General features: G+C 70.0%; 24 protein-coding genes. 9 read left to right on the top strand and 15 right to left on the bottom strand.

Features of this window, described 5'->3' with window-relative positions:
- Positions 1 to 428: 428 nt before the first annotated feature.
- Genes ACFY1L_RS25345 through ACFY1L_RS25360 form a run of 4 tightly spaced genes read right to left on the bottom strand, consistent with a single transcriptional unit; the run spans position 429 to position 2822 of the window.
- The gene (locus tag ACFY1L_RS25345; protein ID WP_388828536.1) at positions 429 to 1160 is read right to left on the bottom strand and encodes a hypothetical protein; all 732 of its coding nucleotides are present in this window, start codon (positions 1158 to 1160) and stop codon (positions 429 to 431) included.
- A gap of 41 nt (positions 1161 to 1201) precedes the next feature.
- On the bottom strand, positions 1202 to 1990 hold the full coding sequence (locus tag ACFY1L_RS25350; RefSeq protein WP_388828539.1) for a nucleotidyltransferase domain-containing protein: 789 nt from the start codon (positions 1988 to 1990) through the stop codon (positions 1202 to 1204).
- A 49-nt stretch (positions 1991 to 2039) separates the two neighbouring features.
- Positions 2040 to 2435 (bottom strand): hypothetical protein, encoded by a 396-nt coding sequence (locus tag ACFY1L_RS25355; protein WP_388828542.1) that lies wholly within the window; start codon positions 2433 to 2435, stop codon positions 2040 to 2042.
- A 3-nt stretch (positions 2436 to 2438) separates the two neighbouring features.
- Positions 2439 to 2822, bottom strand: a complete 384-nt coding sequence (locus tag ACFY1L_RS25360) for a hypothetical protein (protein ID WP_388828545.1) — start codon at positions 2820 to 2822, stop codon at positions 2439 to 2441.
- A gap of 234 nt (positions 2823 to 3056) precedes the next feature.
- Between ACFY1L_RS25360 and ACFY1L_RS25365 the strand changes: the two genes are divergently transcribed.
- From ACFY1L_RS25365 to ACFY1L_RS25375, 3 genes are all read left to right on the top strand, one after another.
- Positions 3057 to 3329 (top strand): hypothetical protein, encoded by a 273-nt coding sequence (locus ACFY1L_RS25365; protein WP_388828548.1) that lies wholly within the window; start codon positions 3057 to 3059, stop codon positions 3327 to 3329.
- 100 nt (positions 3330 to 3429) lie between these two features.
- On the top strand, positions 3430 to 3837 hold the full coding sequence (locus tag ACFY1L_RS25370) for a RidA family protein (protein ID WP_388828551.1): 408 nt from the start codon (positions 3430 to 3432) through the stop codon (positions 3835 to 3837).
- Between the two features lie 60 nt (positions 3838 to 3897).
- On the top strand, positions 3898 to 4497 hold the full coding sequence (locus ACFY1L_RS25375; RefSeq protein WP_388828554.1) for a gamma carbonic anhydrase family protein: 600 nt from the start codon (positions 3898 to 3900) through the stop codon (positions 4495 to 4497).
- Positions 4498 to 4555: 58 nt separating this feature from the next.
- On the opposite strand, the gene ACFY1L_RS25380 is transcribed toward ACFY1L_RS25375, so the two are convergent.
- A complete protein-coding gene (locus ACFY1L_RS25380) occupies positions 4556 to 7225 on the bottom strand; it encodes a hypothetical protein (protein WP_388828557.1) in 2670 nt (889 codons plus the stop codon).
- Positions 7222 to 8808, bottom strand: a complete 1587-nt coding sequence (locus tag ACFY1L_RS25385; protein ID WP_388828560.1) for a hypothetical protein — start codon at positions 8806 to 8808, stop codon at positions 7222 to 7224. Before ACFY1L_RS25385 ends, ACFY1L_RS25380 begins: the two co-directional genes overlap by 4 nt.
- Before the next feature lie 320 nt (positions 8809 to 9128).
- Here ACFY1L_RS25385 and ACFY1L_RS25390 point away from each other — a divergent pair, with 320 nt between their 5' ends.
- The gene (locus ACFY1L_RS25390; RefSeq protein WP_388828563.1) at positions 9129 to 9542 is read left to right on the top strand and encodes a RidA family protein; all 414 of its coding nucleotides are present in this window, start codon (positions 9129 to 9131) and stop codon (positions 9540 to 9542) included.
- Entirely contained in the window at positions 9539 to 10015 is a 477-nt protein-coding gene (locus tag ACFY1L_RS25395; protein ID WP_388828566.1) for a GNAT family N-acetyltransferase, read from the top strand. The genes ACFY1L_RS25390 and ACFY1L_RS25395 overlap by 4 nt, the downstream gene beginning before the upstream one ends.
- On the opposite strand, the gene ACFY1L_RS25400 is transcribed toward ACFY1L_RS25395, so the two are convergent.
- Genes ACFY1L_RS25400 through ACFY1L_RS25410 form a run of 3 tightly spaced genes read right to left on the bottom strand, consistent with a single transcriptional unit; the run spans position 10012 to position 13282 of the window.
- Complete coding sequence (locus ACFY1L_RS25400) at positions 10012 to 11034, bottom strand: MBL fold metallo-hydrolase (RefSeq protein WP_388828569.1); 1023 nt, start codon at positions 11032 to 11034, stop codon at positions 10012 to 10014. The genes ACFY1L_RS25395 and ACFY1L_RS25400 overlap by 4 nt on opposite strands.
- A gap of 5 nt (positions 11035 to 11039) precedes the next feature.
- Entirely contained in the window at positions 11040 to 11816 is a 777-nt protein-coding gene (locus ACFY1L_RS25405; RefSeq protein ID WP_388828572.1) for an aspartate/glutamate racemase family protein, read from the bottom strand.
- A gap of 5 nt (positions 11817 to 11821) precedes the next feature.
- Positions 11822 to 13282, bottom strand: coding sequence for an NCS1 family nucleobase:cation symporter-1 (locus ACFY1L_RS25410; protein WP_388828575.1), 1461 nt, complete (start codon positions 13280 to 13282; stop codon positions 11822 to 11824).
- A 182-nt stretch (positions 13283 to 13464) separates the two neighbouring features.
- On the opposite strand from ACFY1L_RS25410, the gene ACFY1L_RS25415 reads away from it, so the two are divergent.
- Positions 13465 to 14127, top strand: coding sequence for a GntR family transcriptional regulator (locus tag ACFY1L_RS25415; RefSeq protein WP_388828578.1), 663 nt, complete (start codon positions 13465 to 13467; stop codon positions 14125 to 14127).
- Positions 14128 to 14141: 14 nt separating this feature from the next.
- The gene (locus ACFY1L_RS25420) at positions 14142 to 15485 is read left to right on the top strand and encodes a LamG domain-containing protein (RefSeq protein ID WP_388828581.1); all 1344 of its coding nucleotides are present in this window, start codon (positions 14142 to 14144) and stop codon (positions 15483 to 15485) included.
- 28 nt (positions 15486 to 15513) lie between these two features.
- On the opposite strand, the gene pip is transcribed toward ACFY1L_RS25420, so the two are convergent.
- A complete protein-coding gene (gene pip, locus ACFY1L_RS25425; RefSeq protein ID WP_388828584.1) occupies positions 15514 to 16476 on the bottom strand; it encodes a prolyl aminopeptidase in 963 nt (320 codons plus the stop codon).
- A 37-nt stretch (positions 16477 to 16513) separates the two neighbouring features.
- Positions 16514 to 17218: a uracil-DNA glycosylase gene (locus ACFY1L_RS25430; protein ID WP_388828587.1), complete on the bottom strand. Its 705-nt coding sequence runs from the start codon at positions 17216 to 17218 to the stop codon at positions 16514 to 16516.
- A gap of 38 nt (positions 17219 to 17256) precedes the next feature.
- Here ACFY1L_RS25430 and ACFY1L_RS25435 point away from each other — a divergent pair, with 38 nt between their 5' ends.
- Positions 17257 to 17790 (top strand): RNA-binding S4 domain-containing protein, encoded by a 534-nt coding sequence (locus ACFY1L_RS25435; protein WP_388828590.1) that lies wholly within the window; start codon positions 17257 to 17259, stop codon positions 17788 to 17790.
- Positions 17791 to 17856: 66 nt separating this feature from the next.
- Here the strand turns inward: ACFY1L_RS25435 and ACFY1L_RS25440 are convergent, their stop codons facing one another.
- The gene (locus tag ACFY1L_RS25440) at positions 17857 to 18291 is read right to left on the bottom strand and encodes a DoxX family protein (RefSeq protein WP_388828593.1); all 435 of its coding nucleotides are present in this window, start codon (positions 18289 to 18291) and stop codon (positions 17857 to 17859) included.
- A gap of 113 nt (positions 18292 to 18404) precedes the next feature.
- A complete protein-coding gene (locus ACFY1L_RS25445; RefSeq protein WP_388828596.1) occupies positions 18405 to 19304 on the bottom strand; it encodes an acyltransferase domain-containing protein in 900 nt (299 codons plus the stop codon).
- 77 nt (positions 19305 to 19381) lie between these two features.
- Between ACFY1L_RS25445 and ACFY1L_RS25450 the strand changes: the two genes are divergently transcribed.
- A complete protein-coding gene (locus tag ACFY1L_RS25450; RefSeq protein ID WP_388828599.1) occupies positions 19382 to 19648 on the top strand; it encodes a DUF6343 family protein in 267 nt (88 codons plus the stop codon).
- 7 nt (positions 19649 to 19655) lie between these two features.
- Here ACFY1L_RS25450 and ACFY1L_RS25455 read toward each other — a convergent pair whose 3' ends face one another.
- Both ACFY1L_RS25455 and coaE read right to left on the bottom strand, forming a co-directional pair.
- Positions 19656 to 20036 carry a tetratricopeptide repeat protein gene (locus ACFY1L_RS25455; RefSeq protein ID WP_361256049.1) on the bottom strand — a complete coding sequence of 127 codons (381 nt, stop codon included), beginning with the start codon at positions 20034 to 20036 and terminating at the stop codon, positions 19656 to 19658.
- A gap of 50 nt (positions 20037 to 20086) precedes the next feature.
- Positions 20087 to 20716, bottom strand: coding sequence for a dephospho-CoA kinase (gene coaE / locus ACFY1L_RS25460; RefSeq protein WP_388828602.1), 630 nt, complete (start codon positions 20714 to 20716; stop codon positions 20087 to 20089).
- Positions 20717 to 20754 lie beyond the last annotated feature (38 nt).

Here is a 20754-nt window from a genome sequence, read left to right on the forward strand (position 1 = left end):
ACGGCGGCTGCGCGACTGCGGAAACGAAGGCGGACCCGGGGGCGTAGCCTGCCCCCGGGCCCTGTGATGCCGTCCATGTTCACACGCCGGCACGCTTGAGAACCCAGGTCAGTCGTTATGTCGTCGCGTCCTGCCTTTGGACCACCGCACATCGAGCTGTGCGGACCGGACTTGAACCGGCACTTCGACGCGCTGGGGCCTGGGCCCGGTCGATCCGGCGATCGACGGCGAATACTGAGTCTGGAGCGAGAGTCTGAGATTGATCGCGGTCTGCCTCTGCCGATTGGGCTACCGCGGCAAGGGGATTGCTCTTGAATGCCGCGGGGAGGACTCGAACCTCCACTGGAACCGCGCAGTCACGACAAGCTTCAGCTTCAGCTTGCGCTCCTCGCGCACCCCGGTCACAAGGGACCGGGGAGTCTTCGAGGCTACCCGAACAGGTAGCCGAACACAGCGTCCCCGACCCGCTGGTCGACGACGTCGACACCGTTCGCTTCCTCGCGCGCGAACTTCACGGCCTGCTGCAACTTCTCGACGCGGTCGAGTAGTTCATTGACGCGCCGGGCCGGAAGCGCACCGGAGAACTTCACGGTGGTCCAGTACCCGACGGGAATGTCCTCGTAGTACACCTCGACCTGGGCGGGATGCTTCTCGGTCGCCTCCGCCTTCACGTGGTTGCGAGGCACCTTCTTCGTACGAAGCGTCCGCACCGGCTCGGTCTTCCACGCATCGGTGGACGGGTCCTGAACCCAGGACTCGGAGGCGTCGAGGACGGGCAGCTTCCGCACGAAGGTGTTGAGGTCCACGAGCTGCTTCTCGAGGAACAACAGGTACGACACGGGAGCGTCGGCGACCAGCACCCGCCCGTCCACCTTGACGTCCGCGCGGGCGGCACAGTTGGCCCAGTCCTTGGTGGCGGTCACGTCGAACAGCCGGGTCAGGGTAGCCGCGGTCTCCCGCAACACGTTCTCGGCCTGCACCTGAACTCGCGTCGACTCGGGCGGCAGTTGCTCGCCCTCCTCGTCCTTCGGCTGGTACGTACGCGAGATGCCGGCCAGCAATGCGGGCTTCTGCAGCCCGTGGTGAGCGGCCGTCAGGTCCTGGTGGGCCTTGGACTTGATGCCCTTCTCCACTGCGATGATCTGATTGAGTTTCGCCACGTGTTGGACGGTAGCAGTGGGAACTGGGGTAATTCGAAGGATTATTCTCCGATTGCCGAGGGGCCCGGTGGGCAGACCGAGGCGAGCAATGCCTCTGCGTCCGCGACGGCCCGCGCCAACACCTGGGGATCAGCGTCCAGTCGACCGAGCACGGCATCGATCCGCCGCAACCCGGCCCGCTCCAGCAACCGCTTCTCGTTCGTCACCCACTCCCCCCGCGCCGCCAGCACGGCGTGCCCGGTCTGTACGGCGGCCGTGGCGATGGCGCCGACGGCCTCCGTGAGGCGGCCCGCCGGGGCGTGGTTGGCCTTCGCGTAGGCGAGGGTGGCGCGGGCGGTGCCGTGCCAGCGTTCGGCGGCCGAGCGGCGCAGTTTCGTCGGATAGGCGGCCGGGCGCGGGAGTTCTCCTCGTAGCACCTGGTTGATCGCCAGCTCAGCGACCACCAAGTAGCTCGGAATACCCGCCAGATGGAACAACAGCGGCTCCACTCGGAACCGCCCCTCCTCCGCCTCCGCCGACTCGTGCTCCACGACGTCGAGATCGCGGTAGTGCACGTCGACGCGTCGTCCGTCGATCGTCAGCCAGGCGCCTCCGTTGAACACGCCGCCGCCCCAGCCCCCGACCTCGGAGATCTCGCCCTCCCAGCCCACGGCACGGAGGTCGGCGGGGTCGAAGGGACCGCGGTAGTAGATCGCCAAGTCCCAGTCGCTGTCCGGCCGCTGGGTGCCCTGGGCCCGGGAGCCGCCGAGGGCCACGGCCTGGACGGTGGGGAGGACGGCGAGGCGGTCGGCGGTGGAGTCGAGGAAGGCGGAGTCGGTGAGGGCGGGCACGGTTGCGCTCCTGTCAGTCGGAATAGTGCGTGTTCTGTGCGTCTGGACCTCAGCGGAGGAGACGAGCCATGAGCGCCGCGTACGCCTCCGCCGGGGTGTCACCCCCTCCCGCCGCGCAGGGGTTCTCGGCCCAGAACCTCATACAGGGGACGTCCTGCTCGTCCCAGCCCTCCGGGAGATCGTCGAGAGAGCACGGGAACGCGAGCCAGGCACCGGGCTCGTAGGCCCCGCCGTAACGGGACTCGACGACGGTCACGGGATGCAGGGGCGGCACGGGAGTCCGCCCGGGACAGACCACTGCGACGAGGGGTTCGTCGACGGGGACATAGACCTCGGGCCAGTCGACGCCCGTCGACCAGAGCAGGGTGCCCAAAGGGGCGGTGGCGAGGTGATCGACGACGTGGCCTGCGATCTCTTTAGCTTCCGCTTCCGCTTCGGCGGACATCGTTCAGAACTCCCAGAGATTTCGGTGCCGGTGGCGCGTTGGCGGATGGTCCAGCTCTTCGGACGCCAGGAGGAGGGTGCCGGGCGGCGCCGCGCGCAGGTGCTGGCGGGCGGACGTACGGAAGTCCTGGACCGCGGCCCTGGCGGTCGACTCGTACGGCCCGCCCGGCCGCGCGTTCAGTGCACGTGGGTACGTGTACGCGGCGAAACGCCGCACGACGACGGTCGGTACGGGGCGGCGGCCGGCATGCTCGGCACGGGTCAACTCCTTCTGGGAATAACGGAGTTCGCAAATGGCGTGGGCGGTGCAGGCGCCCGGCAGACCCAGCGGCCAGTAGGCGGGGCCGGTGCGGTGTCGGCTGGGGACGTGGTGGACGGTGCGTGACATGGGGGACCTCCGCAGGCCCACCGGACTTTCCGGTGCGGCCCGCTAGGACTCCGCCGCCGTGAAGCGTCCCAGGTGCTTCGTGCGCATGGGAGCAAGGGTGGCCGTCGGGTGCGGGGACTGTCGAACGGTTATCCGCCCCCCTTGGTCTCGGCCTCGGGTGATTGTCAGTGGGGCGCGCTTCAATGGGATGTGTGGTCACAGAGCGTTACGGGGGAGGTAGTGATGGTGAGGCACGTGAGCCATGAGGAGGACGGGCAGCGGTACGTCTCGTTGGCCGGGCTCCGGATGCGGGGGTGGACGGGCGGGTTGGTGCGGCGCCTGCTCGGGGCGCCGGACCGGCTGAGCGTCGATCCTCGCGTCAGGGAGGCGCCGCAGGTGCGTCTGTACCGCCTGGAGCGCGTTGAGGCCGCCGAGCGGTGCGAGGAATTCCGGAGTGCGGCGGAGGTCTCGGAGCGGACCCGGGCCGAGACGATCGACCGATCCCTTCCAGATCGGGGCGGCCCCTGAAGCGGGGGAAATTCGGATGCGCCCCCGGCCGACGGCGCCGAGGATCGGTGGGTTCTCGTGTGTCCAGTCACGGGCGCGTGTCCACCAAGGAGCAGATCTCTTGATACGGCGTGTCACCTCCCCCGCTCTCTTCCCGCCGCCCACCTACTCCCACGCCTCCGTCGTCGAGGCCGGTACGAGACTGGCTTTCCTCGCCGGGTCCGTCCCCCTCGACGCCGACGGGCAGTTGGTCGGGGAGGGCGATCCCGTGCGGCAGGCCGAGCAGGTGCTGGTGAATCTCGAAGAGCAACTGCGCGCCGTCGGCAGCGACTTGGCGCATGTCGTGGCGACCGACGTGTACGTCGTGAGCAGTGACACCGCCGCGCTGTCCGCCGTCTGGGACGTCGTCGAGGCCTCCGGGCTCAGTCTCGGTCCGCACTCCTCGACGCTGATCGGCGTGGCGTGTCTCGGGTACACCGGGCAACTGGTGGAGATTACGGCGACCGCCGTGGTTCCCGAGGTCCAGTAGGGGCGGCGGGCCGCGACGGCCCCGGCAGCCCATACGCCCCAGCCCTCAGGAGGAAACCCCATGTTGATCGAGCACCGCGGCCGGCGCCCCGTCGTCCCCGACTCCGCGTACGTCGCCCCGACGGCCGTCCTGTGCGGTGCCGTGACTCTCGGAGAGCGGGCCCGGGTGCTGCACGGTGCCGTGCTGACCGCCGAGGACGGGGAGATCCGCGTAGGCTCGGACGTCGTCATCATGGAGAACGCTCTGGTGCGCGGGCGGTCCGGGCACCCTGCCTTCATCGGCGACGCCGTACTCGTCGGACCGCACGCCCACGTCAACGGAGCGACCGTCGAGGACGAGGTCTTCGTCGCCACCGGAGCCTCCGTCTTCCCGGGAGCCGTCGCGGGCGCCGGCTCCGAGTTGCGGATCAACAGCGTGCTGCACGTCAACTCCGTGCTGCCGCCCGGCACCGTCGTACCGATCGGCTGGATCGCGGCGGGTGCCCCGACGGCCCGGCTCTTCGCGCCCGGGGAGCACGACGAACTGTGGGCCGTACAGAAGGAGTTGGATTTCCCCGGCACGGTCTACGGCGTCTCGCGCGCCGCCTCCATGCGGGACATCATGGCGCGCCAGGTCGACTTCTACGGCGCCCATCGGCACGACCGGAGCATCGACGGCTGAGCGAACTGAGGGAACTGACGGGATACGCCCTTGCGTACCGAGCCGTCCGCCGAAGCCCTCAGAGCGTGGTGGCGTAATCGGCGGGGAAGAGATCGGCGATGACGCCGCCTTCCGCGAAGAGCGCCTCGAGGGCTCCGTGGGTGAGGGGCTGCGTCGACTCGGCCAACGCCTCACCCATGCCGGGCAGGTAGGCGATCGTCTCATCGGTCACGAACGCCAGGCGCCAGCCGCCGTCGGCGTCGACCAGGACCACGCGGTCGCAACGCCGGTAGTGCCGTACTGCAACGACCAGTTGGGGCACACGCGAGTCGACGAACGGGGCAGTTATGCCGCGGACGTGGAGACGGACCTGGACGGCCCTCGCACCCGGCGGTGCTGCCAGCCTCAGCTCTTCCAGCCCAAACTCTTCAGCTGTGGAGGCGCACCAGAGGTCGTCGTCGATGAAGTCGATGGCGGCGCGGAGCTGATCGTCGGCCTTGTCACGGGTGATGGCTCGCCCGGTCACGGCGGACAGGTAACGGCTTGTCGTCACGGTCGTGTCCAGCAGGCCGTGGGCGAGTGCGGCAGCCAGGACCCGTTGCAAGGCGACGACGCGTTCACGCTGGTACCTTCCCGGCTGTATCACCAGCCAGCACAGAGCCGCGACGGCTTCGGGCAGCCAGGCAGGCAGCCGTTTGAGCATCTGCGTTCGGGTCGGCTCGTCGAGCTGATCGAGCCAGCCGTCGCCCTGGCCGGTCCCTACGAACGGCCGCAGCCACAGCTGCCATATCTCGTCCAGGTCGTCCTCGGTGAGCTCGACTCGCTCCGGGTTGCGGGCCTGGTCGAGGCGGAGGTGAGCGAGGGTGAGGGCCATCGCGGCGAAGTTCTTGGCAGGGGCGAACGGATCGATCCATACAAGGCGCGGATCGGTTTGCGCCGCGGCCCAGCGGCGCAGGACGTTGCGGGCGCGCACGCGAATCCGCGCGGATGGCTTCCAGGACCGTGCCGAACCGTCCTCACCGAGGTCAGGTTTCTCGTGTGTGCGGTCGAGGAGCTGCGCCAGCAGCGAATGCGTATCCGGGCCTGCGGTGGCCGGGGTACGGGCGCGGAGTGCCTCGAGCAGCTCGACGAGCGGTTCGACACCGTCGAGCGTATGGCGCCTCCACATACGGTCGTAGACACTCGCCCGGGGATCACGAGCGAGCTGTTCACGCTCGAGGCGGTCCCACAGGTCGTCATCCGTCTGTTCACCGGGTTCGCCAGCGGCCTCCGTACCGATCCCGGTGGTCGTGACCAGTTCGCTGACATCCATGGCGAGGGTGCGGTGCAGTCGGACGAGCGCCCGACCGAGCGGTGTGTCCAGATCTGCGCCGTGCAGTTCGGAGGGAATGTCAGCGCCGGAGCGGGCCGAGTTCTTGACGAGAGTGGCGGCGAGGGCAGTGGGGTCGTCGACGACGACACGGTTCGACAGGACCTGCTCGTCCGCGTCGAGGAGTTGGACAAGTCGGCCTTCCATCGGCCCGGCGGTCAGCGCATGGCCGTTGTCGTCGGCGATGAGGGGTTGGCGGCATGTGAGGTCGTCGAGCAGCCAGCCGTCGCGCCAGTGTGGCTCGGTCGTGACCTCGATCCGGCCATCGGGAAGCGCGGTGGCGGTGACAAGCTGCACCGCGGGAGGCTCCGGCTCCGGGGAGGTACGGAAGCTGAGGGTCGTCAGAGCCCGGAGGCTGTGTTCCCGGACCGTCGTGCCGGGCGGCACGAAAGCGGCCCGGACCTCGTCGGCATCGAGCGGGGCAAGGACGGCGAGTTCGATGTTGCCCTGGGTGGCGTGGGTCAGTCCGAGCGCGGCGCTCGAGAGGTTCGCCGAGCCGGACAGCAGCCATGCTCGCGGTCCCGCCAATACTCCGATGAGCTTGGCGTGGACGAACTGATCGGGCTCATAAGCAGCCACGGACACCTCGGCGCCGCTCGCCGTGAGCCGGTGGGCGAGCAGTTCACCGTTGACGCTGGTCGACCCGGTGACGAAGAGCTTCACCCTTTCCGGCTTCAGCGCATCGAGCAGGGCTCCTACTGCGACGGCATCGGCGTCGTAGAAGGGAGCGGTAAGCCACAGCTCGTTCACCCCCGCTCCCGGCTCGGCGACAACGGCGCTGAGCTGGTCGGCGATGGGGGTGTCCAGATTGTGCAGCAGCGGCGACGGCACATTCGGGGCGGCCACGGCCGTGGCCGGTATCCGACCCTCGAGGTGCCGGAACCGTGCGGCGAGCGTGGTGTCACCGACTATGCCGACGAGGCGCCGCATCCACGATCGCCACGCGCCGATAGCCGCATCGCCGAGCGGGGTGCCCGACCGGAATGTGCTGAACGTCTCGCGGCCGTCGTCCAGGCCGTCAGCCGACATGTTCCCGGAACCGACCAACAGCGTGGCCCTGCTGCCGGTGACCGCGAGATAGGACTTGGGATGGAATGCGCCGCGGATCCGGACGACTCGCAGAAGCCAACGGCGGTTCACAGGTGTGAGCGTGTCGGCGCGTTCCGCGGGTATGCGGGCGAGGCTCGCGGTGATGCGCCGGTGGTCCGCCAGCACGGCGATGTTGAGCGGCGGATCGCCGAGCCGAGCAAGGAGGAACTCGTTGAACAGTCCGAGATCCATGGTGTACGTCGTGGCCCACAGCGCCTCCGCGCCGCTGGTGAAGAGTTCGACGATGGGCTGGACGGTGGGTGTGGCCGGAACGTTCTGGGTGGTGGTCATCCAAGGACCTCTTCGACGAATCTCTTGCCCCGTGCGGTCAGCGTCGCCGGACGTCTCTCGTCGTCGGCCTCGCTCCACAGGCCGAGGTCCCAAGTGAGGGATGCCAAGGGCGCATTGCGGACGGCTGCCAGCGGGAACCGTCCGACGCCATGGTCGTAGAAGCGCAGCAGGCCATCCTCCCACCGGAAGCGGAAAGTGATCTCCGGCAGCTTCGAGTAAGCGATCCGCTCGTGGACCGGGATGACGAACCGCGACACCAGCCACCACAACGTGTCCACCACCGTGGGGCTTTCGGCCAAGTGGGTGCGCAGGCCTGCGGTGACGGCGGCGATCGAAGGCTGCCATCCCGACCTGATGGCTGCGGCCTTCTGCCAGCCGTCTCCTGTGCGGCCGTCCATTCGACGTGCCAGCTCGAGCAACACGACGAGACCGGAGGTGGCGGTGTCGAGCCGGTCGGTGAGCCGTCGCAGATCATCCAGCGGTGCGGTTGTCACGTTCACGTGCGTGCCGTCGATGTCCGAAACCTCAAGCGTCCCGGCCGCCAACTGGGCGGCGAGGGCAGTGGTCAAGGATGTCGGGTCGAGTTCCGGTTGCCCTGCGGTCAGACCTGCAGCGACCATGCGCGTCTCGTCCCAGGTGAGGCCGCGGCCGAGTTCACGGGTGCGGGCCAGGCCGACTCGGCACAACTCGGACCAGACCGAGCAGAGTGCCTCCTGCCAGACGTCCTTGGCCATCAGCGCGGCCCACTCGCCCGCCACCACGGCGTGGGCGTCGCTGCGCGGCGTCGGGGGCGACCACATCGCGTTCCGGTACGCCGCCTCCGAGGTGACGACGCACGGGTCGGCGTCGAGGAGCGAGAGGTAGTGGCCGACGCTGAGGCGCCGTTGCCGCACTGCTTCGGCGTCCGGAGTGTCCGTGCCGAACAGCGCGGCGTGGACGGCGTCGCGTTCTTGGGGCAGTTCCCTCAGCCGGCACAGGCAGGCGGCCTGGGCATACTCGTCGATCACGTCGGTCGGCAGGTCGTCGGTCGTCCACATGGCGCGCCGGTAGTACGCGGTGTGCTCCACAGCGGACTTGAACGTGTCCGCGAGCCGCCGGGCCCGGTCGGTGTCGTAGAGCACGTCGATGGGGATCGGCCGACCGCCGAGCAGCGTCCCGGCCCTGGCCACGATGCCGAACTCCGCCAGCGGCGAACGGTAGTACAACCCGTAGCCGCCAAAGGGGCTCTCCACCGATTCGCCCCGGGCATAGGGCCCCGGCCCCATCGCCGGGCCGCTCAGTTTGCGTGCTCCTACCGGGCTGGAGCGGCAGTCCCGAGGGCAGTGCAGCACGGCGAGGCCGTACTCCCATTCACGACGTTTGATGAAAGCCGACAGCGTATTGCTGTCGGCGGCGCGGTGGCGGTCCCGGTACTCAGCGAGCAGGAACGCGTGGAACGAGAAGTAGCGGGCTCGCCTCGACAATTCCAGGATTCCGGGGAGCAGGACCGGCAGCAGCCGATCCTGCGTGGTCGTCTGGAGTCCGAGCGGGTCCCGGCCTTCCTTGAGCTTCAGCGAGGCCTCGATCCAAGCGGGTGCAGGCACCCTCGTCCCGGCCGTCCCCAGCCCCTCGGGCTGCAATGTCATTGTTCGCGCCTCCCATCCACTGCCGTACGTGAATAACCCCTCTATGTACGTGAATTGAGCCGCCCTACGCGGATCCCCTCCCCAAAGAGGAGATGCGGATTACCAGTTGCCTACCCGGTGAGAGGAAACAAGGCACATGGTGGCGGAGCGGCTGGCTCCGGTCGAGTGCAAGGTCCGTGCCGGGGCGGCGTACCAGGCGGGTTCGGAAAATCGGATGCGGCAGGGGACGAGGGCTCGGATGATCGGCAGATTGTTCGGTCCCCATTTCAGGAGCTGTCGTGATCCAGCGCGTCACCGCCCCCAGCCTCTTCCCACCGCCCACCTACTCTCACGCCTCCGTCGTCGAGTCCGGCACGAAGCTGGCGTTCCTCGCCGGGTCCGTACCGCTCGACACAGCCGGGAACCTGGTCGGCGAGGGCGATCCCGTGCGCCAGACCGAGCAGGTGCTGGTGAATCTCGTCGAGCAACTGCGGGCGGTAGGGAGCGACTTGGCGCATGTCCTGGCGACCGATGTGTACGTGGTGAGCAGTGAGCCGGCAGTGCTCTCCGCCGTTTGGGGAGTCGTCGAGGCGTCCGGGCTCAGCGTCGGACCGCACTCGTCGACGCTTGTGGGCGTGGCCTGCCTCGGATACACCGGACAGTTGGTGGAGATCACCGCGACCGCGGTCGTTCCGGAGGAGGCACGACCGTGAGTCGCTCCGAAGCCGACGTCACCCTCCGCCGGGCGACCGCGCCCGATGCCGCCGCCGCGGCCGACGTCTGGCTGCGTTCCTTCGCCGCCGCGCTGCCCACGGTCGTCAGTCCCCGGTCCGCCGACGAGGTGCGGGACTACTTCCGGGACGTGGTCGTGCCGTTCCGGGAGACCTGGGTCGCAGATGCCGGGGACGGGGACGGGATCGTCGGGGTCATGGTGCTCAATGACGACGAGCTGTCCCAGCTCTATCTCCACCCCGACTGGCGAGGGTGCGGCATAGGTGATCAATTCGTCGCGCTCGCCAAGGAGCGCAGTCCGGACGGGCTCAGTCTCTGGACCTTCCAGGTCAACAAGCCCGCCCACCGGTTCTACGAGCGACACGGCTTCGTCGCCGCAGAGCGCACGGACGGCAGTGGGAACGAGGAGCGGGAGCCGGATGTGCGGTACGTGTGGCGCCCGCTGATCCCCTAGCCCACGACACTCCCCGAGGCCTCCCCCGCCGGCCCCGGCACGAACGGCCGAGTCCGACCCGGCCCGTGCTGCCGGTACGCCCAGGCCGCCGCCTGTGCCGCCAGGCCCACGAGGTCGGGTTCGGCGCTGTCACCGTCGAGGTGGCGGTACTCGACCGCCGTGAGGATGACGATCCGCTCCCGCAGGCCCAGGTGCTCGTAGAACCCCGAGTCGAGGATGTCCGCCGCGGCCTCGCCCGCCGGGACGCCTGCCGTGTGCCGGGTATGGACGAGGGCTTCGAGTTCGCGCAGATAGGTGACGTAGTCGCGTACGTCCTGCGGGCTCATCAACGCGCCGTGCCCCGGGACGACGACCTCGGGATCGAGCGCGAGGATCGTCTCGCAAGCGGCGGCGATCCGCTCGAGAGGGCCGTCCCAGTGGACGGGGTGGTCCTCGGCGAACAGCACGTCCCCGGCGCAGACGACCCGCTGTGCGGGCAGGTGGACGATGAGGTCGCCGGCCGAGTGCGCCGGGCCCACCTCGATCAGTTCGGCCACGATGTCGCCCACCGTCAGCTCGTACCGGCCGGAGAAGGTGGTGGTGGGCGGGACGGCCTCCACCCCCTCGTACGTGTAGCGGCCGAAGTGCTCGCGCGCGTACCAGCCGAGCGGCTGGTCGGCCGGTGTCTGGTGGGTGAGGAAGTGCATCTGTTGCGGGGAGGGTTCGCGGCAGAGGTGCTCGGCGCTGGCCTTCGTGGCGATGATCTCGGCGCCCGGGAAGCAGCCGTTGCCGAAGGTGTGGTCGCCGTTGACGTGGGTGTTGACGATCATGCGCACGGCGGCGGCGCCCGCGGGCAGCACCGGCCGGGCGGCGGCGATCAGGGCCTCGGTCATGGGCCGGTCGTAGGGGGTGTCGACGAGGGCGGCCCGCTCGCCGGAGGTGATGAGCAGACAGTTCGCGAAGCCCCAGGTGCCCGCGTGGCCCGGTGCCCACAGGTGGAGTCCGTCGGCGACCGGGGTGAGTCCGTCAGGAAGGTTCATGTCGGTCATTGTGGGTGACCGTGATCACGGACCCGGTGGTCGCCCCCCGCAGAACCCGTCTCTCCTTCCGGCCGCCTCCCCCACACCCGTCTCTTCGGCACCGGCTTCGCATAGCTCCCCGCCCGGCTGGTCGTCAGCCCCATGGTCACCAGCGACTCCGCCAGCTTCACGGCCGCCGCGACCCCGTCGACCACCGGCAGCCCGAGCTTCTCCCCCACCGCCCGCTGCAGCCCCGTCATCCCGGCGCACCCGAGCACCAGGACCTCCGCACCGGCCTCCCGCGCCCGTTCGGCGGCCGTCAGAAAGGCCGCCTCCGTGCGGTCGGCGTCGCCCAGGTCGAGGACGCCAAGGCCCGTCCCGACGACGGCGGCGCAGTTGCGCCCCACTCCCGCCAGCTCCAAGCTGTCCTCGATCTGGCCGCGGGACCGCTCCAGGGTGGTGACGACCCCGTAGCGCCGCCCGAGCAGACAGGCCAGATGCGCTGCGGCCTCCGTGATGTCGACCACCGGCACGTCCACCAACTCCCGTACGCCTTCCCGCCCGTGCTCCCCGAAGCCGGCCATGACGACGGCGTCGTACGCGGGACCCTCGTACGTCCGCAGCAGATCGATGACGGCCGCGGCCGACAGATGGCTGTCGAGCCAGCCCTCCGCCGACTCCGGGCCCCACGTCGGGGTCAGCCCGAGCACGGTGGTGCCCGGGCCTGCCGCGGCCCGGGCACCTCGTACGATCTCCTCGGTCATCTCCTGCGTGGTGTTGCAGTTGGTGACGACGATCCGCACGTCCGTCAGACCTCCACAGGGGCGGGAGCGGTTCGCTCGGAGCGGCAGATCACCAGGTACAGGCCGGCCGCCAGCGCCGTGCCGATGAACCAGGAGTACGGGGCCACGTCGCTGAAGGTCTTCACCAGTGCCAGCACCGCCGCGACCGCCGCCGAGGGCAGGAAGGCCGCCAGGGCCTTGGGGTTGACGCCCTTGCGGTAGTAGTAGCGGGAGCCGGGGCGGGCGTCGAAGAGCTCGTCGACGTCGACACGGCCGCGCTTGATCAAGTAGTAGTCGACCATGATCACGCCGAACAGCGGGCCGAGGAAGGCGCCGAGGCCGCCGAGGAAGTAGTTGACGACCGTGGGGTTGGAGAAGAGGTTCCACGGGGTCACGACCAGCGCGGCCACCGTGCTGATCATGCCGCCGACCTTGAAGGTGATCTTCTGCGGCCAGACGTTGGCCAGGTCGTACGCCGGTGAGACGAAGTTGGCGACGATGTTGACGCCCATGGTGGCCACGGCGAAGGTGAAGGCCGCGACGACCAGGACCCAGGTGTTGCCGATCTTCGCGACGAGTTCGGCCGGGTCGGTGATCGCCGTGCCGAACACCTCCAGCGAGCCCGCCGTCACGATCACCGAAACGACCACGAAGGCCGTGGAGTTGATGGGCAGACCCCAGAAGTTGCCGCGCCGCACGGTCTTGTAGTCGGGCGCGAAGCGCGAGAAGTCGCAGAAGTTGAGCATCAGCGTGCCGTACGTGGCCAGAATCAGTCCGATCGCGCCGAACCACTGCCGCCACTGCTCGCCGACCGGGACCGGGTGCGGGGTGGAGGTGAGCGAGATGCTCCAGTCGGCCTTCGCCAGGACCCAGATCGCCAGCGCGATCATCACCAGCCAGATCGCGGGACCGCAGAAGTCCTGGAACTTCCGTACGGACTCCATGCCCTGACTGATGATCAGTGCCTGGATCAGCCACAGCGACACGAAGGACACCCAGCCGAGCGCGTCAAGTCCCAGGAAGGAGTGGGTGGTCCAGGACTTCAGCCCCGGCCAGGCGGCCAGCAGCATCACGTTGACGGCGACCGAGGCCAGATAGGTCTGGATGCCGTACCACATGATGGCGATCACGGCCCGGATGAGGGCCGGGATGTTCGCGCCCCAGACGCCGAAGCTGATGCGGCTGACGACCGGGAAGGGCACCCCGTGGCGCTGGCCGATCTTCCCCATCCAGTTCATGCCGACGTAGATGATCACGAAGCCGACGAGCAGGGACGTGAAGACCTGCCAGACGTTCATGCCGAGGACCAGCAGGCCGGCGGCGAAGGTGTAGTTGCCGAGGTTGTGGACGTCGGACATCCACATGGCGAAGAGGTCGAAGACCTTCCAGTTGCGCTTCTCGGCCGGCGCGAGGTCTTCGTTGGTGAGCCGGGGGTCGGGGACGAACGCTGGTGCGCCGGTGGCTTCGGCGCGGTCGGCGAGGGACACGGGGCCTCCATGGACAGGGGGACGGAGGAGGGCTGCTTCCGGCCATTCGGTAAGCCGTGTTTGGTATACCAAACTGCGGTCATGGTGCCTCCGTCAAGCGTTCTGACCGATGTCGCTGTTGTTAACGCTTCGTAAAACAGCCCCGGAGTCGGAGAAGATGGCCCCATGAGGATGATGGCGGCATGAGCTCCATGACGAAGATCGAACCGCTGGGCGCGGTCCGCGAACGCGTCCTGGCGGGCCTGCGGCAGGAGATCATCGCAGGCAGCCTCCGCCCCGGCGACCGCTTGGTCGAGCGGGAGCTGGCCGACCGCTTCGGGGTCTCCCGGGTGCCGGTCCGCGAGGCGATCCGCGCGCTGGTCGCCGAGGGGTTCGTCCACTTCGAGACCCCGCGCCGGACGGTCGTACGCCGTCTCACCCCGCACGACGTGCAGGAGCTCTTCGAGCTGCGCGAGGCCCTGGAGGTCTACGCCGCCGGGCTCGCCGCCGAGCGCGCGACCCCGGAGGATCTGGCCGAGGTCGAGGAGCTGCTCGGCCTCGCGGCCACCGCGACCGCGGCCGGGGACGCCGAGGTGATCACGGACGTCAACAGCCGGCTGCACGACCGCATCGTGGCGATGGCGGGCAACACACTGCTCACCGAGGCCCTGGAACCGGTCGCCGGCCGACTGCGCTGGATGACCCGGCGGAACGAGGAGTGGCCCCAACTCCTCGTGGAACACCGCGAGTTGTACGAGGCGATCGCCTCCGGCGACCCGGACCGCGCCCGCGCCCACGCACTCGCCCATGTGCGGACCAACTACCGGTCGACGGTGCGGCATCTGTTCGGGGACGCGGAGGATTAGCGGCGGGGGCGGGCATGACGCCGCATCTCGTGGAGGCCGAGCGGATGGTGCGGTACCAGCGGCTGCTGGCGGCCGGGCATCTGCCGACCGGCCTGGTGGGGCATTGGCCGCTGGACGGCACGGGCGCCGACCGCTCCGGCCGGGAGCACCCCGTCGCCCTCGGCCCGGCAGCGGCCTGGACGACCCTGCGGGCAGGCGGCGGGCTGAGCCTCGACGGGACCTCGGGCGCATACGCCGCCACGGCGTCCGTCCTGGACACCACGGCCCCTTTCACGGTCTCGGCGTGGGTGTGCCTGGCGGCCGACGCCGACCCGGCCGCCGGGCACACCGCGGTGAGCCAGGACGGCCCGACGGCCAGCCGGTTCCTGCTGCAGTACGACCCGGCCGTCGGCACCTGGACGTTCGAGCTCGGTGGCGAGGACGGGTCCGGCAAGGCCTCCGCCGTCGCCACGACACGGACCGCACCCGGCGTCCGCACCCATCTGACCGGCGTCCGGGACGCCACGCACATCCGGCTGTACGTGGACGGACAGCCGGCGGGCAGCGCCGCGACCACCCTCTCCCGGGCCTCGACGCAGGGCTTCACCCTCGGCCGCGCCCGCTTCGGCACCACACCCGTCAACCACTTCAAGGGCACGATCGACGACGTACGAACCTACGACCGCGCCCTGACCGCCGACGAGATCGCCCTGGTCAGCGGCCGTACGGCCCGCCGGAGCAACGTCTACCTGACGAACTCGGCGGCGACCCTCACCTGGGGCGCACCGGGCGACCCGGCCGGCTGGATCGCCCGCGCCCGCTGCGCCTCCTTCGTCACCGGGGTCCTGAAGCACACGTACGACTGGGCGACCGACGACTACTTCCGGCGCTGCTTCCGGGCGAGGGGCCCGGAGTCCGCCGGTTACTGCACGGCGTTCAGGCAGGGCACCGCCGGCCCGCGTTTCCGCCGCATCCGCAAGGTCACCGACCTGCTGCCCGGCGACATCATCGCGATCGACTACCGCGGCGCCGACCCCGGCAGCACCGGGCACATCGTGTTCGTCCGCGAGGTCAAGGGCGTGTTCAACGGCACGGCGGACTTCCCCGGCGAGACCCAGTACGCCGTCGAGATCGTCGACTGCACCTCCGACCCGCACGGCGTGTACGGGCTCACCAACTACCCCCGGTACCCCGACACCCGCATCGTGAGCGGCATCGCCGCCGAGAACTTCGAGGGCGTCGGCTTCGGCCACATGATGTTCTACGCCTCCGACGCCACCGGCGAGTTCTCGCGATACCGGTGGAGCGTCAACTCCTCGCGGGCCAGGCGCACTTACGACATCACGCAGCGCCCGGTCGCGGCCGCTCGCGTCGTCTGACGGACCGAACGCCGCGGCGTACGGCCGGTCACCGTCCGGCGTACTTGTCCGTCGCCGCCACCAGCGCCTCGGTCATGTCCGGCGCCCCCGCGTTGTGGCCCACGTCGTCCACGATCACCAACTCGCTGCCCGGCCAGGCGTGATGGAGCCGCCAGACGATGCCGAGGAGGTTGCCGAAGTCGAGGCTGCCCTGGACGAGGGTGCCCGGGATGTCCTTCAGCAGGTGTGCGTCGCGCAGCACGACGCCCTCGTCATTGCCGTCGCCCATGTAGTGGTCGTGGCCGAAGTAGTGGGTGACGGTGCGGGCGAAGCCCATGCGGAACGCAGGGTCCTCGAACCGCTCGACCGACCTCGGCGGCGCGGGAATCGTCGCCGTCTCCCAGTCGGTCCAGGCCCGCGCCGCCCGCGCCCGTACCTCGGGGTCGGGCGACTCGACGAGCCGGTTGTAGGCGAGCGCGAGGTTGCCGTCGCGCTCACCGGCGGGCAGTTCGCCGAGGAACCGCTCGAAGGCCTCCGGGAAGATCTGCCCGAGTCCCCTTGTCAACAAGTCCACTTCGGGATTGGAGCCGGTGGCGACCCCGGTCAGCACCAGCTCGCTCACGGCTGACGGATGCGTCTGCGCGTACCGCAGCCCCAGCACCGATCCCCACGACACGCCCCACACCAGCCACCGCCCGATCCCCAAGTGCCGCCGCAGCAGCTCCAGATCGGCGATGAGGTGAGCGGTCGTATTGACGCTCATGTCGGTGTCGTAGGCGCTCGCGTGCGGAGTGGAGCGTCCGCAGCCGCGCTGGTCGATCAGGACGATCCGGTAGGCGGCCGGGTCGAAGAGACGCCGGAAGTAGGGGTCGCAGCCGGAGCCCGGTCCGCCGTGCAGCACCAGCGCCGGCTTGCCGTGCGGGTTTCCGCAGGTCTCCCAGTACACGCGGTTGCCGTCGCCGACGTCGAGCATGCCGTGGTCGTACGGTTCGATCTGCGGGTATCGGCCCATCCGGGCACCGTAACTTCCGTACGGCCGCGCCGTCGCCTCATTTCCCGGCGGTCCGCACGGGCAACCCGGCCGCCTCGCCCGCCGTCCGCAGCACGTCCCGCAGCATCTCGGGGGTGAGCTTGCCGGTGAAGGTGTTGCGCTGGCTGACGTGGAAGCAGCCGAACAGATCGAGACCGTCGAGCGGCACGCGCGTGCCGTGCGCGAAGACGGGCCGCGGCCGGGGCACCGTCCAGCCCGCCTCGGCGAACGCGGGCAGCGCGGCCTGCCAGCCGAAGGCACCGAGCACGACGACCGCGCGCAGCGTGGGCCGCAGCAGCTTCAGCTCTTGGACCAGCCAGGGCCGGCAGGTGTCCCGCTCGCCCGGGGTGGGCTTGTTCTCGGGCGGGGCGCAGTGCACGGGCGAGGTGACGCGGACGCCGTACAGCTCGAGCCCGTCGTCGGCGGAGACGGAGCTCGGCTGCGACGCCAGCCCCACGTCGTACAGCGCCCGGTACAGCACGTCCCCGGAGCGGTCACCGGTGAACATCCGGCCGGTGCGGTTGCCGCCGTGGGCCGCGGGCGCGAGCCCGACGATCAGCAGCGACGCATCGGCGGGGCCGAACCCGGGCACCGGCCGCGCCCAGTACGTCCAGTCCTGGAAGGCGGCCCGCTTCGCCCGCCCGACCTCCTCACGCCACTCCACGAGCCGAGGACATGCGACGCATCCGGCGATACGGGCGTCAAGATCGGCCAGGCTGTCCATGCCTCAACGGTACGGCCGTGAGAGCTAAGGTCGGAGGCATGGCTTCCGAAGGTGACGAAGAGAAGGCCGGTCAGGGCGCCGCCGAGGCCGGGGCTGCCGAGGCGGGAGCTGTCGAGGCCGTGGACCCTGAGGTCGCCGCCGCGATCGCCGCCGCCGAGGCGGCCGGGCCCGCGGACGGCGGGAGCGTGCGGGTCGACAGCTGGATCTGGGCCGTACGCCTGGTCAAGACCCGCTCGCTCGGCGCCACCGCCTGCAAGGGCGGGCATGTGCGGGTCAACGGCCAGAACGTGAAGCCCTCGCACACCCTCCGCGTCGGCGACGAGGTGCGGCTCAGGCACGAGGGCCGGGAGCGGGTCGTGATCGTCAAGCGCCTGATCCGCAAGCGGGTGGGCGCCCCGGTGGCGGTTCAGTGCTATGTCGACAATTCCCCTCCCCCGCCCCCGCGTGAAGCCGTCGCCCCGATCGGCATCCGCGACCGCGGCACGGGCCGCCCGACCAAGCGCGACCGCCGCGAGCTGGAGCGCCTGCGGGGGCTCATGGAGGGCGGCAGGCCGAAGCCGGGCGGACGATGACATACGGCGGCGGCGCCCGGCCCGGACCTCTCGGTCCCGCCGGGCGCCGTCGCCGTCGCAGGGGCGTCACGCCCGTCGTCGCACCAGTCGCAGCAGATCCGCGTTGGACCCTCGCCGGGCCCAGGCGATGAGGGCCAGTGGCACGATCAGGATCAGCGGGGTCGCGGCGTTCTCGCCGCCGAAGACGATGACCTGCACGAAGAAGGCGCCGACCATCAGGGCGCTCAGCGCGACCGCGGCCACCGACTGCAGCACCGGGATCAACAGGGCCACCGCGCCCGCCAGTTCGAGCGCGCCGATGGTGTACATGCCCGCGCTGCCCCAGCCGATCTTGTCGAAGGCGTCGGCGGCGTAGGAGTTGCCGATCAGCTTGGGCAGGGCGCTGGCGATGCCGTAGAAGAGGGCGAGCAGCACCTGCACGGTGCGCAGGGCGATCCGGGCACGGCCGCCGCGGGCGGAGGAGGAGGCGACGGAGGCGGCGGGGACGGTGGTCTCGGACATGGGGTTCTCCTGTGGTGAGCGGTTCGTCGTGCTGTCACAGGGGTAGACCGGCCGTCGCTGTGGAACTCATCGCCGCCGAGCGGAATTTCGTGGACGTCCTGCCGTGGACCGCCCTACAGCGGAAACCATCCGTGCCCGATGTACCAGTGGCCGCCCGCCCGCAGATGGTCCCCGACCGCCCGCTCCACCGCGCTGCGCCTGGGCAGCGTCTCGACCGGCAACTCCGGGTCCCCGAACACGAATTGCACCGGTTCGGTGTCGGCCGGCTCGGTGTCCGCGCGGGCACCCCGGAAGCGCTCCTGGAAGCGGACGATGTTGGAGTCCGCGGGCAGGTACTGCTTCAACTGCGGGTCCAGCAGCCAGGAATGGCAGAGCGCAGCCCGGTACTTCTCCTCCGGGAAGTACCGCGCGAAGAACTCCGCGGCCAGCGCGAGCGAGCGGTCGCAGGCCCGCGGTGACAGCGGTCCGAGGAAGTCGGGGATGTGGAGGTTGAGACAGGGCGTGCCGGGGGCCGCGTCGAGACCGGCCGCCGCGAGCGTCCGCGCCGTGCGCTGCCCGTGCCGGGCCCGCTCGAACTGCAGCCGCCCCAGCTGGTACAGCTCGCCCCGGAAGTGGTGGACGAGCCACCACGGGGCCTGCACGCCGGCCCGGCCGTAGCGCCTTCGATGGACGGCCATGTTCCGTCCCAGGTCGGCGAGTGTGCGCCGGGCGACGTCGTCCGGGACGCCCCGCGCGCGGTGGTACGCGCGCGTGTACGGCAGCGCGGCCACGAAGACGTACACGGGGAAGCAGCGCTGCAGCGGCCCCGCCGCCCAGTCGAGCTCGGGCAGGTCGACGGGGCTGCCCACCTCCCCCATGTTCTGGACGAGCTCCTCGACCGACCTCTCCAGGACCCGCTTCAGCTCGGGGTCGTCGATGACCCGTCGGCCCATCCGGACGAGTTCGTTGATGTCCTCGTGCGGTACGGCGAGGTCGACCAGCACCTCGGCCAGTTCATCGGCATCCGGCAGCACGCGTTCTCCCCTGGCGAAGACCTCTTTGGTGAACGTCCGTCCCGAAGAGTACGTTGCAAAGAGGAGTAGTGATCCGGATGCGTACGGGCAGTGAGCCAACGACCGCGCGCAGTGCACTGCGGGCGCGCTTCTGGCTGAGCGTGTGGGGGCTGGTCTGGGCGATCTTCGGTACGGCCGCGTTCGCGCTCGCCGGGCGCCCCGGCTGGGCGGCCGCCTGCGGGGTGCTGTGGCTGGTGATCACCGTGGACATGACCGTCATCCTCAAGCACATCCGCGACGGCCCGCACTACCAGCCGGGCCCGGACGTGCCACCGTACCGCCCACCGGAGAGCCGGCCACGCTGACCGGCGCTCACGAGTCGAAGCGTGCCGCCTTCAGATACTGCGGGTTGGGGTCCAGCGCGGCCGCGAGCCTGAAGTGGCGCTTGGCCTGGTCGCGTTCCCCGCGGCGCTCGTAGGTACGGGCGAGCGCGAAGTGTGCGAACGCGTTGTCCGGCTCGCGCTCCAGGACGATGGTGAACTCCAGCTCCGCGGGCCGCAGTTGGGCGGCGGCGAAGAAGGCACGCGCGCGCAGCAGCCGGGCGGCGGTGTTCTCGGGGTGCGCGGCTATGACTGAGTCGAGCAGCTTCACCGCGCCCCGCGGGTCCCGTGCGTTGAGCAGCTGCTCGGCGGCACGGAAGTCGATGACGTTCGTCTCCGGAGTACGTCCGGTCGAACCGCTGGTCTCGGGCACGGCAGAGTCCTTCCCTCACTGGACGGGTTCAACGCCCAAGAAGGGGGCTGCTATTCCTGTGACTGCCGGGACGACTCCGCCTGCGCATGCGCTCTGCGGACGAGATCGGCCCAGACTTCCTTCACTCTGCGCTGCAGTTCTTCCAGCGGTACGTCGTTGTCGATGAGGACGTCGGCGATCTCCCGGCGCTTCTCGCGCGTCGCCTGCGCGGCCATGCGCGCGCGTGCGTCCTCCTCGGTCATGCCGCGCAGCCGTACGAGCCGGTCGAGCTGGGTCTCGGGGCTCGCGTCGACGACGATCACCAGGTCGTAGAGCGGGGCGAGGGAGTTCTCGGCGAGAAGCGGCACGTCGTGCACGACGACCGCGTCCTTCGCGGCGGCCGCCTCGAGCTCGCGGGAGCGGGCGCCGACGAGGGGATGCACGATCGAGTTCAGTACGGCGAGCCTGTCCGGGTCGGCGAAGACGATGGAGCCGAGCTTCGGCCGGTCCAGGCTGCCGTCCGCGGCCAGCACGTCCTCGCCGAAGGCGTCCACGACCGCGGCCAGCCCGGGGGTCCCGGGCGCGACGACCTCGCGCGCGATCCGGTCCGCGTCGATCAGCACGGCCCCGCTCTCGACGAGCAGCCGCGACACTTCGCTCTTGCCGGCACCGATCCCGCCGGTCAGGCCCACCTTCAGCATGAACCGAAGCTTAGGGCCTGACACTGACAGCGGGACCG

Source organism: Streptomyces sp. NPDC001663, assembly GCF_042893105.1.
Lineage (GTDB): Bacteria > Actinomycetota > Actinomycetes > Streptomycetales > Streptomycetaceae > Streptomyces.

Coding starts and splice junctions, on each gene's coding strand:
- ACFY1L_RS25355 (WP_388828542.1), bottom strand. CDS start 2,435: ATGTCCGCCGAAGCGGAAGCGGAAGCTAAAGAGATCGCAGGCCACGTC.
- ACFY1L_RS25360 (WP_388828545.1), bottom strand. CDS start 2,822: ATGTCACGCACCGTCCACCACGTCCCCAGCCGACACCGCACCGGCCCC.
- ACFY1L_RS25375 (WP_388828554.1), top strand. CDS start 3,898: ATGTTGATCGAGCACCGCGGCCGGCGCCCCGTCGTCCCCGACTCCGCG.
- ACFY1L_RS25380 (WP_388828557.1), bottom strand. CDS start 7,225: ATGACCACCACCCAGAACGTTCCGGCCACACCCACCGTCCAGCCCATC.
- ACFY1L_RS25400 (WP_388828569.1), bottom strand. CDS start 11,034: ATGAACCTTCCTGACGGACTCACCCCGGTCGCCGACGGACTCCACCTG.
- ACFY1L_RS25415 (WP_388828578.1), top strand. CDS start 13,465: ATGAGCTCCATGACGAAGATCGAACCGCTGGGCGCGGTCCGCGAACGC.
- ACFY1L_RS25420 (WP_388828581.1), top strand. CDS start 14,142: ATGACGCCGCATCTCGTGGAGGCCGAGCGGATGGTGCGGTACCAGCGG.
- pip (WP_388828584.1), bottom strand. CDS start 16,476: ATGGGCCGATACCCGCAGATCGAACCGTACGACCACGGCATGCTCGAC.
- ACFY1L_RS25430 (WP_388828587.1), bottom strand. CDS start 17,218: ATGGACAGCCTGGCCGATCTTGACGCCCGTATCGCCGGATGCGTCGCA.
- ACFY1L_RS25435 (WP_388828590.1), top strand. CDS start 17,257: ATGGCTTCCGAAGGTGACGAAGAGAAGGCCGGTCAGGGCGCCGCCGAG.
- ACFY1L_RS25440 (WP_388828593.1), bottom strand. CDS start 18,291: ATGTCCGAGACCACCGTCCCCGCCGCCTCCGTCGCCTCCTCCTCCGCC.
- ACFY1L_RS25450 (WP_388828599.1), top strand. CDS start 19,382: ATGCGTACGGGCAGTGAGCCAACGACCGCGCGCAGTGCACTGCGGGCG.
- coaE (WP_388828602.1), bottom strand. CDS start 20,716: ATGCTGAAGGTGGGCCTGACCGGCGGGATCGGTGCCGGCAAGAGCGAA.